This is a genomic window from Streptomyces roseirectus (assembly GCF_014489635.1).
Lineage (GTDB): Bacteria > Actinomycetota > Actinomycetes > Streptomycetales > Streptomycetaceae > Streptomyces > Streptomyces roseirectus.
Window position 1 is genome coordinate 8823375 of sequence record NZ_CP060828.1, and the last position, 12541, is coordinate 8835915.

At 72.6% G+C, this 12541-nt stretch carries 9 protein-coding genes; 4 read left to right on the forward strand and 5 right to left on the reverse strand.

Annotated features, from left to right (window positions below):
* Positions 1–8: 8 nt before the first annotated feature.
* Both IAG44_RS38190 and IAG44_RS38195 read right to left on the reverse strand, forming a co-directional pair.
* Positions 9–866 (reverse strand): hypothetical protein, encoded by an 858-nt coding sequence (locus IAG44_RS38190; protein WP_187751636.1) that lies wholly within the window; start codon positions 864–866, stop codon positions 9–11.
* The gene (locus tag IAG44_RS38195; protein WP_187751637.1) at positions 863–1297 is read right to left on the reverse strand and encodes a peptidase inhibitor family I36 protein; all 435 of its coding nucleotides are present in this window, start codon (positions 1295–1297) and stop codon (positions 863–865) included. Before IAG44_RS38195 ends, IAG44_RS38190 begins: the two co-directional genes overlap by 4 nt.
* A 142-nt stretch (positions 1298–1439) precedes the next feature.
* Between IAG44_RS38195 and IAG44_RS38200 the strand changes: the two genes are divergently transcribed.
* Positions 1440–4241 (forward strand): AfsR/SARP family transcriptional regulator, encoded by a 2802-nt coding sequence (locus IAG44_RS38200; RefSeq protein WP_187753041.1) that lies wholly within the window; start codon positions 1440–1442, stop codon positions 4239–4241.
* Positions 4242–4265: 24 nt separating this feature from the next.
* Here IAG44_RS38200 and IAG44_RS38205 read toward each other — a convergent pair whose 3' ends face one another.
* Both IAG44_RS38205 and IAG44_RS38210 read right to left on the reverse strand, forming a co-directional pair.
* On the reverse strand, positions 4266–4583 hold the full coding sequence (locus IAG44_RS38205) for a hypothetical protein (protein WP_187751638.1): 318 nt from the start codon (positions 4581–4583) through the stop codon (positions 4266–4268).
* A 119-nt stretch (positions 4584–4702) separates the two neighbouring features.
* Positions 4703–5923, reverse strand: coding sequence for a metallophosphoesterase (locus IAG44_RS38210; protein WP_187751639.1), 1221 nt, complete (start codon positions 5921–5923; stop codon positions 4703–4705).
* A 328-nt stretch (positions 5924–6251) separates the two neighbouring features.
* On the opposite strand from IAG44_RS38210, the gene IAG44_RS38215 reads away from it, so the two are divergent.
* The 3 genes from IAG44_RS38215 to IAG44_RS38225 all read left to right on the forward strand — a co-directional run bounded on the left by IAG44_RS38215 (position 6252) and on the right by IAG44_RS38225 (position 10065).
* The gene (locus IAG44_RS38215) at positions 6252–6839 is read left to right on the forward strand and encodes a hypothetical protein (RefSeq protein WP_187751640.1); all 588 of its coding nucleotides are present in this window, start codon (positions 6252–6254) and stop codon (positions 6837–6839) included.
* Between the two features lie 146 nt (positions 6840–6985).
* Positions 6986–7819 (forward strand): PIG-L family deacetylase, encoded by an 834-nt coding sequence (locus IAG44_RS38220; RefSeq protein ID WP_187751641.1) that lies wholly within the window; start codon positions 6986–6988, stop codon positions 7817–7819.
* A 314-nt stretch (positions 7820–8133) separates the two neighbouring features.
* On the forward strand, positions 8134–10065 hold the full coding sequence (locus IAG44_RS38225) for a LuxR C-terminal-related transcriptional regulator (protein WP_246562401.1): 1932 nt from the start codon (positions 8134–8136) through the stop codon (positions 10063–10065).
* Here IAG44_RS38225 and IAG44_RS38230 read toward each other — a convergent pair.
* Positions 10032–12389, reverse strand: coding sequence for a helix-turn-helix transcriptional regulator (locus IAG44_RS38230; RefSeq protein WP_187751643.1), 2358 nt, complete (start codon positions 12387–12389; stop codon positions 10032–10034). The two genes, IAG44_RS38225 and IAG44_RS38230, sit on opposite strands and share 34 nt — an antisense overlap.
* Positions 12390–12541 lie beyond the last annotated feature (152 nt).

Here is a 12541-nt window from a genome sequence, read left to right on the forward strand (position 1 = left end):
GAGAGGGGTCAGGCAGCCGGCTGCGCCAGGATCTGCCGGGCGGTATCGGACTGTCGCCGCAGCAGCAGCTCCCAGGTGGGCAGGAGGTCCGGGCTCGTGGTGAGCGCGTGCCGCTGGGCCGCGGCGAGACCGGTGTACGCCGACCGCAGGTAGCCGGTCCGGGACTTGCAGGCCACGTCGGCGCGTGCGGACGGCTCGGCGCTGAACGTCGCTTTGGGAGGGAGCGCGTCCAGCACCTGCGACGGGTCACGGAACGCGAACCCCGCCCGCTTCATGCAGGCGGCCCAACGGGCGTTCAGCGACACGAAGTCCGGGTCACGCTGGAGGAGGTCCTTCGCCCGCACCTCCGCCCTGTAGAGCCCGACGCGGGTGTCCGACCAGCTCTTGAGGTTCTTCCGCTCGCCGAGCAGCCGCACCTCGGCCTGCGTCCGGCAGCCGTCCTCGTCGCCGTAGAGCGCCCGCATGTAGCGCTCGTCGACGGGCCCCGGCTTCTCGGCGACGGGGCTCTCCCGCGTCACCAGGGGCTGTTCGAGGGATTCCAGCCCGAACGGCTTGGGGCGGTCGGGGGCGCCGATCTCGGCGGGGTCCAGGTCCGGGTAGGCGAAGCCCGCCTTCCGCATGCAGCGCGCGATCAGCTTGCCCTGCGCCGTGGTGATCCGGCGGCCCACCTCCGCCGTGTCGTAGACGGCGGCGTAGATCGGCGGGAGCCAGTGGGCCGGGACGGTGTCCGGCGCGGGGGAGGGGCCGGCGGCGGGGGCGCCCGAGCACGACGTGCTCAACGCGACGGCCACCGGCAACAGCAGCATGGCCAAGGGGAGCCTCGGCGACCGACGGCCGCCGAGGTCCTTGCGTCCGTCGACGGTCATCCGCGCACGTTGAAGCACGTGATGTTCGTCGTCCCCCGCAGGAGCAGCGAACTCGCCTTGTCGTTGCTGGCGGCGGGCAGGTACTGGTCGGTCTGCCGGTTGGGGTTCACACAGAACAGGAAGCCCACGTAGTTGACGTCCCGGTAGTAGTGGCTCTCGTAACCGCCGGTCGAGGAGTTGCTTGCCGCGCTGACGCTGTCGTTGACCACGCCACCGCCGCCGCTGTAGAGGTCGTTCGTGAAGCTGGGGTCGCTGTTGAAGTAGTCGTGGCGCTGGCTGCCGCCCTGGACGTTCTTGAACGCGCAGTGGTGGCCGGACGGACAGTTGGGGACGGCCGACGCGGGCGAACCGCCGGCCAGGACCCCGCCCAGGGTGATCGCCGCCACCGAACCGAACGCCGTCGCCGCGCGTGCGATGGACAGTTTCCTCATGAGCCTTCTCCTCACAGCCGAGGTCTGGTTGACGTGTGCGGCCCAACGCCCGTCGGACCGCACGCCCCACGGTGTGACACGAAGGTGGGAGGGAACCTTGTAAGAACCTTGCTCTACCGGTCAGCACCGACTCGGGGTGAACATGGCGGACTTCCTGCTGCTGGGGACGGTCGAGTCACGGAGCGCGGACGGCACGGCCGTGGACCTGGGTCCGGCCAAACAGCGCACGGTCCTCGCGGCGCTCCTCGTGGACGCCGGCCGCTGGGTGACGGTGGAGACCCTGATCGACCGGGTCTGGGGCGAGGACCCGCCCGCCCAGGTGCGCCCCTCGCTGTACGCCTACGTCGCCCGGATCCGCCGGCTGCTGGCGAGCACCGCCGAGGACGCTCCCGCGCGACCGCACCTGCGGCGCGGAACCGGCGGCTACCTCCTCGACGTCCCGCTCGACCACGTCGACGTGCACCGCTTCCGGCACCTGGTCGAACAGGCCCGCCGCGCCGACTGCCCGCCCGCCGAGCGGATCCGGACGCTGCGCGAGGCCCTTGCGCTGTGGCGCGGCGAACCGCTGGCGGGACTGCCCGGCGCGTGGGCACAGCGCACCCGGTACAGCTGGCAGCGGCACCGCATCGAGGCGGTGGTGGAGCGCACCGACGCCGAACTCGCCCTGGGCCGGCACACGGAGGTGATCGGCGCGATGACCGGCCTGCTCGCGGAACACCCGCTCGTCGAACCGTTCGCCGTGGCCCTCATGAGGGCCCTGCACGCCGCCGGGCGCAGCCCCGAGGCGCTGGCCGTCCACGCCGAACTGCGCGAGCGGCTGGCCGAGGAACTGGGCGCGGACCCGGGCGCCGAGGTGCGGCAGGTGCACGAGGCGATCCTGCGCGGCGAACCCGCCCAGCCCGCGCGGACCCAGCCTGTCCCGGCACAACTACCCTTGGAAGCAAGGGGGTTCACCGGCCGGGCGGAGGAACTGGCCCGGCTGGACGACGTCCTGGCCGCCGGCGCCGAGCGGCCCGCCGCGGTTGTCATCTCGGCGATCGCCGGCGCGGGCGGCATCGGCAAGACCTGGCTGGCGCTGCACTGGGCGCACCGCCGCGCCGAGCACTTCCCCGACGGACAGCTCTTCGTCGACCTGCTGGGCTTCAACCCGTCGACACCGCCCATGCAACCGGCGACGGCCCTGCGCGGCTTCCTGGAAGCGCTGGGCGTCGCCCCGGGCGCCGTGCCGTCCACGCTGCACGGCCAGACCGCCCTGTACCGGAGCCTGCTGGCCGGCAGACGGATGCTGGTGGTCCTCGACAACGCGGGCAGCCCCGACCAGGTCGTCCCCCTGCTGCCCGGCAACCCCGACTGCGTGGTCCTGGTCACCAGCCGCCGCAAACTGACCGAACTGGCCGTCCGCCACGGCGCTCGCCCCCTCGGGCTCGACGCGCTCAACCCGGACGACGCGCGCCGCGTCCTGGACACCCGGCTCGGCGCCGCACGGACCGCCGCCGAACCGGACGCCGTCGACGAACTCCTCGCCCTGTGCGACGGATACCCCCTCGCGCTGGGCATCATCGTCGGCCGCGCGGCCTGCGCACCGAGGCTGCCCCTGGCCCAACTCGCCGCAGAGCTGAGGGAGTCCACGACCAGACTGGACGCGCTCGACGACGACATGCCCACGGCGAGCCTGCCGCAGGTGCTGTCCTGGTCGTACCGGGCCCTCGCGCCCGTCCAGGCGCGGCTGTTCGCGCTGCTGGGACTGGTACCCGGCCCCGAGATCGGCCTGCCCGCGCTCGCCTCCCTCGCCGACCTGCCCGGACCGGCCGCCCGCACGGCCCTGCGCGGACTGGAGAACCTGCACCTCGTCGAGCAGTACGCCCCCGAACGCTGGCGCATGCACGACCTGGTGCGCCTGTACGCCGCCGACCGGGGCCGCCATGACCTCCCGCCCGGCGACCGGGACGCGGCGCTGCGCCGGCTGACCGAGTTCTACCTGCACACCACGTGCGCGACCCGCCCGCTGATGCAGGTCCACGAGACACCGCACGGCCTCGGCGACCCCGTACCCGGCTGCCGCCCCCAGCGGCTGACCACCCAGGACGAGGCCGTGCGGTGGCTCGCCGGCGAACTGCCCAACCTCCTCGCCGCCCAGCGCCTGGCGGCCGACCGGGGCTGGCGGCGCCTCGTGTGGCAGTTCGTCTGGAGCCTGGACCACTTCCACAGCCTCCTCGGACACGTCCGCGACCGCATGACGATGTGCACGGCCGCCCTCGCGGCACTCGACCCCGACGACCCGCTCGACGTCCACGTCATGGTCCACCGGCAGCTCGGGCACGCCGCCGCCCACGTCGGAGCGCACGACGAGGCCACCGAGCACCTGACGCACGCGCTGAACCTCGCCGAACAGGCCGACGACCACGCCACCCAGGCCCGCATCCACATCTCCCTCGCGCAGGCGTACGGGCAGCGGGACCACCTTTCCCGGGCGCTGGACCACGCCACCCGCGCCCTGGAACTGCACCGGCACGTCGACCAGCCGGTGACGAAGGCCACCGCGCTCAACTCGGTCGGCTGGTACAACGCCCGCCTCGGCCGCTACGACCAGGCCCGCGAACACTGCGAGGCGGCTCTGGAACTCTCCCGGCACATCCGCCACGGCTCCCTGGAGGCCGACACCCTCGACAGCCTCGGCTACATCGCCCACCACACCGGCCACCACCTCGAAGCGGTGGACCACTACCGCCTCGCCGCCGCCCGCTACCGCGCCCTCGGCGGCGACTACTGGGCCGCCGACACCCTCGACCGCCTCGGCCACGCCTACCACGCCCTCGGCCGCCCCGACCAGGCCCGCGCCACGTGGCAGGAGGCCGCCACCCTGTACCGCGACCAACACCGCCCCACCCACGCCGAACGCGTCCAGCGCCAACTCGACGCCCTCGAACTCGCGGGAGCGCCCTAGGGTCTGTCGTGGTCGCCCGGTGTCTCACCTGACCAGGAACTTCACCGACCCGAAGCGGTCGGGGGCGGTCTGTCCCGGCTCCAGGAAGGTGACGACCGCGCCGTCCTGGCAGTCCGTACCCCGGTACAGGACGGCGAGGCGGTCGGTGTGGTTGGACGGCTGGTGGGCCGGGGCCTGCGTGGGGTAGCAGCGGCCGTCCTCGGGATCGGTCAGGTGCCATCCCTGCCCCGATGCCTCCAGCCGGTAGGCGAAGGACCCGCGCGCCGCCTGAGCGGGCGTCGTGAACATGGCGCACAGGGCCACGGCGGCGGCCACGGCCGACACCTTCCGTCGGTTCTTCATGAACTCGCTCCCTCACAGGACGTCTTGCGGACGGCCAGTGTGTCCGTCCGGGACACGCCCACAGGGCGGCCGTCACCCGAACGGCCGCAGAGGAAACGATCCCGCCTCACCCGCCGGGGTTACGGCGCTGCCGGCAGGTGCGGGGAGCGCAGGACGAGGAGGGTGATCTCGCTGGGGGCGAAGACGCGGAAGGGCGGGCCCCAGAAGCCGGTGCCGCGGCTGGTGTAGAGGAGGGTGCGGGGGCCGTGGTGGGTGAGGCCGGCGAGGGCGGGCTGGTCGAGGCGGACCAGGTGGTGGAAGGGCCAGATCTGGCCGCCGTGGGTGTGGCCGGAGAGCTGGAGGTCGATGCCGGCGGCCGCCGCCCGGTCGACGAACTTGGGCTGGTGCGCGAGGAGCAGGACGGGCAGGTCGGGGTCGGCGCCGGACAGGGCTCCGGTGAGGTGGGCTCGGTGGCCCGCCAGGCCGGAGGACTCGGCGGTGACGTCGTCCACGCCGGCGACCACGAGGGTGTCGCCGCCGCGTTCGAGCAGCAGATGCCGGTTGCGCAGCGGCTCCCAGCCCAGCTCGTCCATCAGGTCGACCCAGCCCTGGGCCTGGCTGTAGTACTCGTGGTTGCCGGTGACGTACACCCGGGCGTGGGCGGCCCGCACGGTCCCGAGCGGGGCGGCCTGCGCGCGGCGCCGTTCGGCCGTGCCGTCCGCGATGTCGCCGGTGTGACAGACCAGGTCGGCGTCCAGGGTGTTCACCGTCTCGCACACCCGCGCCGACCAGCGGGCGCGGTCGAGCGGCCCGTAGTGGGTGTCGGTGATCAAGGCGACGCGCAGACCGTCCAACCCGGCCCCCAGCCGGGGGAGTTCCACATCGAGCCGGCGCACGCGTGGCACGCGGCGGGCTTCGGCGTACCCCCAGGCGAGGAGGACGGTGGTCGTGCCGAGGACGGCCCACGTGACGATGCGGGCCCGGTCCTGGCCCCCGCCGACGCCGGCCACGGCCAGCACGAGCCGCAGGACGACGCCGAACAGCACGGACCAGGTGAACAGCACCCAGCTCGCGCCCAGCAGGGTGTCACCGACGATCGCCGCCCCGTCCTGCTGGCGCCGGCCGTGGCCCCGCGCCATCGCGAGCGGCATCCCGGCCAGACCGAGGACGAACAGCGCGGTGCCGGCCAGGGTGACCGGCAGCGGCCAGTGCTGGCCGGCGTACAGGAGCACCCAGCAGGGCACAGCCCACAGCAGGACCGGGGCGATCAGAGGGAGGTAACGCATCAGCCGGTGCGGCAGACTCGGCTGCTGGGCCTGCGCGTCACTGTCGGCGGATCGGGTGTCGCTGGTGTCGGTCACGCGTTCTCTCCCAGACCAGGTCGCTGTCTCACGCGGGCCGTCCGGACGTCCTCGGGCCCACGTACGCACCACTGCGCGCCTTCGGCACGTCAACCGATGGCCGGCGCAGGGCACTTGAGCGTACCCGCGGCGGTCACGGGCCGAACCGTCCACCACCGGGGACACGGGCCCGAGCTGGGACGCCAGAAGCGGCGGCGTGTGCCCCTGATGCGAGCGAGAAGCCGCGCACCCGGCACCCCTTGACCCCTTTTTGCCCCAACTCGACACTGGGGGGCGGCGCATGCCCGATCGGGCGTCGCCGGGGCTTCACCGGTGGAGAGGTGGGCACATGGGGTTCAAGGCGAGGGGCGACGGAGAGAGCGGCAGCAGGGGAGGGCCCGCCCGCAGAACGGTCCTGACCCGCACCCTGGGAGCGGCGGCGGCCGGACTGACAGGCGTCGCCCTGGCGGCGAGCACCACGGCGAGCCCCGCGAGCGCGGCGGTCCGCGCGAACCAGGCGGACTGGCGGTTCTGCGTGAAGTGCTACGGCATGTTCTTCCGCGGCTACCCCACCGACGGCGTCTGCCCGGCCGGCGGCGGCCACGACTCGGCGGGCTACAACTTCAACCTCCCGCACAGCATCCCCGAAACACCGACGGCCCAGCACAACTGGCGCTTCTGCACGAAGTGTTACGGCATGTTCTTCTGGGGCTACCCGGACAACGGCCGCTGCCCCGCCGGCGCCGCCCACGCGGCGGCCGGATACGACTTCGTCCTCCCCCACGACATCCCGCAGACAGCCAACACCCAGCGCAACTGGCGCTTCTGCCCCCAGTGCTACGGCCTCTACTACTACGGCTACCCGACCAACGGCCGCTGCCCGGCCGGCGCCGCCCACACCATGGCCGGGTACGACTTCGTCCTGCCGTACCTGTGAGCCCCGCCGGTTTCGGGACCGGCCGGCTCACGACCGTCCTCCTGGTGTGATCCGGAACAACCGGCGCGGCCGGTGCTGTTGCATCAGCCGAACGGTGCGCGCCGTCACCCGATACGGGCGCGCCCCCACCACAGGAGGACAGCCACATGGACAACAGGCCGTTGACGCTCATGGCCGTGCACGCGCACCCCGACGACGAGGCGACCGGCACGGGCGGTGTCCTCGCGCGGTACGCGGCTGAGGGCATGCGCACGGTGCTGGTGACCTGTACCGACGGCGGCTGCGGTGACGGACCGGGGGGCGTCAAGCCCGGCGATCCCGGGCACGACCCCGCGGCCGTCGCCCTGATGAGACGTCAGGAACTCCGGGCGAGCTGCGACATCCTGAAGATCAGCCACCTGGAGACGCTGGACTACGCCGACTCCGGAATGATGGGCTGGCCGACCAACGACGCCCCCGACTCCTTCTGGCGGACCCCCGTCGAGGAGGGCGCCGCCCGGCTCGCGGAACTCTTCCGGCGCTACCGCCCCGACGTGGTCGTCACCTATGACGAGAACGGTTTCTACGGCCACCCCGACCACATCCAGGCCCACCGCATCACGATGGCGGCACTGGAGATGAGCCCGCCGGTGCCGAAGGTGTACTGGACGACGGCGCCCCGCTCGATGATGCGGAAGTTCGGGGAGGCCATGCGCGAGTTCGGCGAGGACATGCCGGAGCCGGACCCCGCCGAGGCCGCAGCGCTGGCCGAGATCGGCCTTCCCGACGAGGAGATCACCACCTGGGTGGACACCACCGCCTTCGGCGGCCAGAAGTTCGACGCGCTCGGCGCGCACGCCAGCCAGGGAGAGAACATCTTCTTCCTCAAGATGGGCCAGGAGAGGTTCACCTCGCTGATGGGCGTCGAGACCTTCTTCCGCGTCCAGGACTCCACCGGCGCGCCCGTACCCGAGAACGACCTCTTCGCCGGCCTGCGCTGATCACCGCCCGGACATCATCAATATCAATTCGACCCCAATACAAAGCCTGACCAGCACGGGAAGAAAAGCAATGGAGGCGCCGGAGAAAGCGGCACCTCCTATTCCGCCTCCTATTCCGGGAGGAAGCAAAAGAACGGCTGGCTGGGACGGCGTATCGTGGTATAGTCGGCACGCTGTACTTCGTGCTATATGCGAAGGGTGCTCGGGGGACAATGCCAGCGAAGCCGAGAAATCAGACCGGAAATCCGGACGTGCCGGCCGGCGCCCCGACCAGGGCGCGGCCGTCGCACGAGGACGTCCGGAGGAAAGTGCTGGTGGATGTCCTCGGGGCCGATGTCGGCCCCGAGATCGTGGACTTCGCGGCGGGCACCGGCGGAGATCCGCACCTGCTCACCGAGTTGGCGCTCGGCCTCGCCGAGGAAGGGCTCGTCGAGGAACGCGACGGCGTGGTGCGGCTCACCGAACGGCGGGTTCCGCTCCGCGTACGGACGGCGGCTGGGCGCGAGTTGGGCGGGCTGAGCGCGGCCTGTCAGCAGTTCCTCAAGGTCGCGGCGGTGCTCGGCAGGACCTTCGTGCTGGAGGACGTGTCGAGCATGCTGGACCGCCCCTCGGCGAGCCTGCTCGCGACCTTGGACGAGGCACTGGTCTCCGGAATCCTCGTCGAGGTCGAACACGAACTCGCGTTCCGGAGCGATTTCCTTTTCCTGGGCGTCCTCGATTCCATCCCCGCTTCCGCACGCGGTGCGTTACAGCGCGAGGCGACCGAACTCCCCGGAAAACGCCCCCAGGAAAACGAGGAACACCTCTGGACGGCCGAACACCCGGCGGACATGTGCTACGCGGTCGAGGAGGGTGAGGACTGCGGATGTTCCCGGGCGCACGGCCTGATCATGAACGGGAAGGCGGCGGCCGGCGTACACGTCGCGGAAAGCGTGCTCGCCAGCCCGGGAATTTCACCGACGGTGCGCCGGGACGCGGAGGCGTCGGTGATCCTCGGCTCTTTCCTCCTCGGCCAGGAAAAAGCCGTCGAACTCTCCGAACGGATCCTGCGCGAGCGCGGCACCCGGCCGGGCGACATCGCCGCGCTGATGGCCCTGACCACCCTCTCCAACGAGAGCTGGCGGGCCGGAGACCTCGCCGAAGGACTCAACCTCGGCCGCACCGCCGTCCAGTACGGCGCCGACGCCGCCCCCGTATGGCGCCTGCACGCCCAGCTCGCGCTGGCGGGAAAACTCGCGAACCTCCGCGAATTCGGCACGGCGGAATCACTGATCGACGACGCGGACGCCGGCCTGCGCGGACTGCTCACCCCCGTCTGGACGGCGGCGCCCGCGGCGATGCGGGCCCGGATCTTCCTCCAGTCCGGACGCCTGGGCGACGCCCGCCGGCAGGCCGAGGCGGCGACCGTCGCACGGGAGCGGGAAGCCGTCCCCATGCTCCGCCCCCTCGCGTCCTCCGTGCTCGGCACCATCTCCCTGTACCTGGGGGACCTGCCCGCGGCGATCGAGCACGTGCGGCGGATGCACGCCGACCTGGCGAACGGCCAGGCGGTCCTCAGGTCCGCGCAGTACGCCTGGACGGACATCCTCGTCACGGCGAAGAAGGACGGCCCCCGGGCAGCCGCCGAACTGCTGTCGTACAAGTACGGCCACCTCCCCACCTGGCGCTCCCTCTACATCGAGGACCCCAGCTCCGCCGCCTTCCTGGTCCGCCTGGCACGCGACGTCGGCGACAGCAGCCTCAAGCGCAGCGTCCTCGACACCGTGGACGGACTCGTCAGCGACAACCCCGGCATCTCGATCGTGGCCCTCACCGCCCTGCACGCCAACGCGCTGGCCGACAGCGACCCCGCCGCCCTGGCGCACATCATCGCGGAGTCCCCGGCCCCCGTCTCCGTGGCCCTGGCGACGGAAGAACTCGCCAAGCTGTACGCGGCCCAGGCCCCGGCACGGTGGCGACGGGCCGTTTCACCCCAGTCCGCGGACGCCGTCTCCCTGGGGAATTTCACCTGCTGGGCACGCCTTTCCGAAATGGAGCGGAGAATTTCCTATCTGGTGAGCGTCGGACTGACGAACCGCCAGATCGCAAGGCGTGTGCACCTGTCGGCGCACACGGTGAATTACCACCTGCGGAAGGTCTACCGGAAACTGGGCATCAACACCCGCGTCGAACTGGCACGCCAGGCGGCGACCTATTCGAGCGGCGCCGCCCTCTACACGCTGGACGACGAGGAAAGCGACACCTGAGGCGCCTCGTTCGCGAAGAAGTGCCGGGTCAGCTCGACCCGGCTGTTGATGTCGAGCTTCGAGAACACCCGCCTCAGATGGCTGTCGACGGTGTGGGGCGACAGGAACAGGACGCTCGCCGCCTCACGGTTGGTCCGGCCGTCGACGATCGCCCGCACCACGCGCAGCTCCGCGCCCGTCAGGCTCTCCCAGCCCGACCTGGGCCGGTCGGCGGCGAGCCGGCGCACCGGGTGCACACCGAGCCGGCGCAGCTTGCGCTGCACGCGTGCCGTGTCGCGCGTGGCCCCGCACTCCAGATAGAGGTCAAGGGCGGATTCGAGGAGCTGGACCGCCCGGCCCGCATCCCCCCTGCCCTGCTCCACCCGCGCCGCGTCCTCCAGCGCGTTGCCCGCCGCAGGACCACGCCCCGCGAGCCGGTGAAGGTCCGCCGCACGGCGCAGGGCGTCCGCGTCGTCGCGCAGGACACCCTCCGCGTGCTCGGCACCGGCCCGCAACGACCGCACACCCGGGTTGAGTTCGGCGGCCCGCCGGGCCAGGGCGGCCGCCTGCCCGGCCTCCGCGCCGAGTCCCGCCTGCCTGGCCTGGCGGACCAGCGTCGCCGCCGCCGTCGGAGCCTCGCAGAAGAGCAGCAGATCGGGTGAGGTCCGGGCCTCGGCGCCGAGCACCGTGCGGACCGTCGTCGCCGGACGTCCGCCGACCGCGTGGAACTGCGCGAGCGCCCAGTCCAGCCGGGTCCGGTCGGCCGCCGGCCCCTCGGGCACCAGCCGTTCGGCCAGGCGCAACTGGTCGCCGGCGGTGGCGAGATCATCGCCTTGCGTACTGACGTGGGCGAGCACCAGGCGCGCGGGCACCGCGTCCTCGGACGCCGACCGCTCCGGCAGACGCAGCGCGCTCTCCGCCTCGGCACGGGCCTCGTCGAGCCGGCCCGCCGCCGCGAGCAGTTCGGCCCGATGCCCGTGCCACAGCGCGTCGGGCCCGTCCGCCGCCTCCTCGACGGCGGTGAGGACGGCCGCCGCCGCGTCGAACCGGTCGACCGCGACCAGGGCCCGGACCAGCCACGTCCACAACGGGCGTTCAGGCGTGCCGGAGCCCTGCTGCCCACGCCGAGGAACTGCCGGCACCGTGCCCGCGCCCCCCCGGGCCGACACCGGAGCCACCAACTCGGCGGGCAGAGCCTCCCGCAGCCCCCGCTCCAACTCCGGCACGAGCCGCGCGACTTCGGCGTCCCGCCCCACCGACACGAGCAGCCGCAGCACACACGCCAGCACTCCCGGCGCGTCCTCGCAGTGCCCCACCAGCGCCGAGACGGCCCGCGCCGTCATGGCGTCGTCCCTGCCCCCAGAAGACGGCACGCAGGCCCCACCGTCCGAGGGAGCCGCACCCCGCAACGCCTCCCCGATCACCTCGTGCGTGAACGTCAGTTCCGCGCCCCGCCTGCGCACCAGCCCCACCCGCACCGCCTCCTCGACAGCGCCGGACAACCGCGCCACCTCCTCGGCAGGGCACGGGAGCCCGTGCCCGAGGAGCTGCCGGACCCCCGGCGACATGCCGTCCAGCAGCTTGTCGAGCGCGGGCCGGACCCCGGCGGGCACCTGTTCGGTCAGCACCGAGGCCGTACCGTCCAGGACGACGACCTGTCCGGCCTTCATGAGCCCGAGGAAGACGGTCTTCACCAGCCACGGGTTGCCGTCGCAGCGCGCAGCCCAGGCCAGCACCGACGCGTCCGGCTTGGCGCCGAGGACCCCGGTGCACAGCTCGGCCACCGCCTCGTCGTCCAGCGCCCCCACGTGCAGCCGGGTCGCGGCGTGGCCGGCCAGCCAGTCGAGGGCGTGCCCGGCGACCGGCGTCGGGCGGACCGGGCGGCGGGCGAGCAGCCACAGCACCGGGGACGAGGCGAGCGAGCGGACCAGCTCGCGCAGCGCCAGCGCGCTGACGTCGTCGATGCGGTGGACGTCGTCCAGCACGATCACCAGCGGGTGCCGGCGCGCCGCGTCGCCGACCAGCTCGCCGACGCGGTCCATGAGCCAGAAGGGGTTGCCGTCCGGGCGCGTCAGCTCGTCGAGGCCGGCCGTGCCGGGCAGGGCCCGCCGCAGGAAGTTGGTCAGCAGACGCAGGGGGGTCGGCCGGTCGGCGCCGCCCGTGCGCCCCACGACCGCCGTCAGACCCCGCTCGGCCGCCTCCAGGGTCGCCTCCCGCAGCAGCTGGGTCTTGCCCATGCCGAACGGGCCCTCGAAGACGACGCAGCCCCCGGACCCGCGCGCGGTGGCGTCCAGACGGGCGCCCAGCGCGGACAGGATGTGCTCACGCCCCGCCAATGGATTCATGATTCCCCCGTGCTGCTCGAAAGAGCCGTCCGCGCGGTGTTCAACTGTCCGGACTGGCCAGTTGGATAACCGGCGTCCATCGGTGATCGAGTCAAACGATCGGTGTGGCCCGTCCAGTTATACGGGATGTCATGCGGCGCGGCGGAAATGCT

Coding starts and splice junctions, on each gene's coding strand:
- IAG44_RS38190 (WP_187751636.1), bottom strand. CDS start 866: ATGACCGTCGACGGACGCAAGGACCTCGGCGGCCGTCGGTCGCCGAGG.
- IAG44_RS38200 (WP_187753041.1), top strand. CDS start 1,440: ATGGCGGACTTCCTGCTGCTGGGGACGGTCGAGTCACGGAGCGCGGAC.
- IAG44_RS38205 (WP_187751638.1), bottom strand. CDS start 4,583: ATGAAGAACCGACGGAAGGTGTCGGCCGTGGCCGCCGCCGTGGCCCTG.
- IAG44_RS38220 (WP_187751641.1), top strand. CDS start 6,986: ATGGACAACAGGCCGTTGACGCTCATGGCCGTGCACGCGCACCCCGAC.
- IAG44_RS38215 (WP_187751640.1), top strand. CDS start 6,252: ATGGGGTTCAAGGCGAGGGGCGACGGAGAGAGCGGCAGCAGGGGAGGG.
- IAG44_RS38230 (WP_187751643.1), bottom strand. CDS start 12,389: ATGAATCCATTGGCGGGGCGTGAGCACATCCTGTCCGCGCTGGGCGCC.
- IAG44_RS38195 (WP_187751637.1), bottom strand. CDS start 1,297: ATGAGGAAACTGTCCATCGCACGCGCGGCGACGGCGTTCGGTTCGGTG.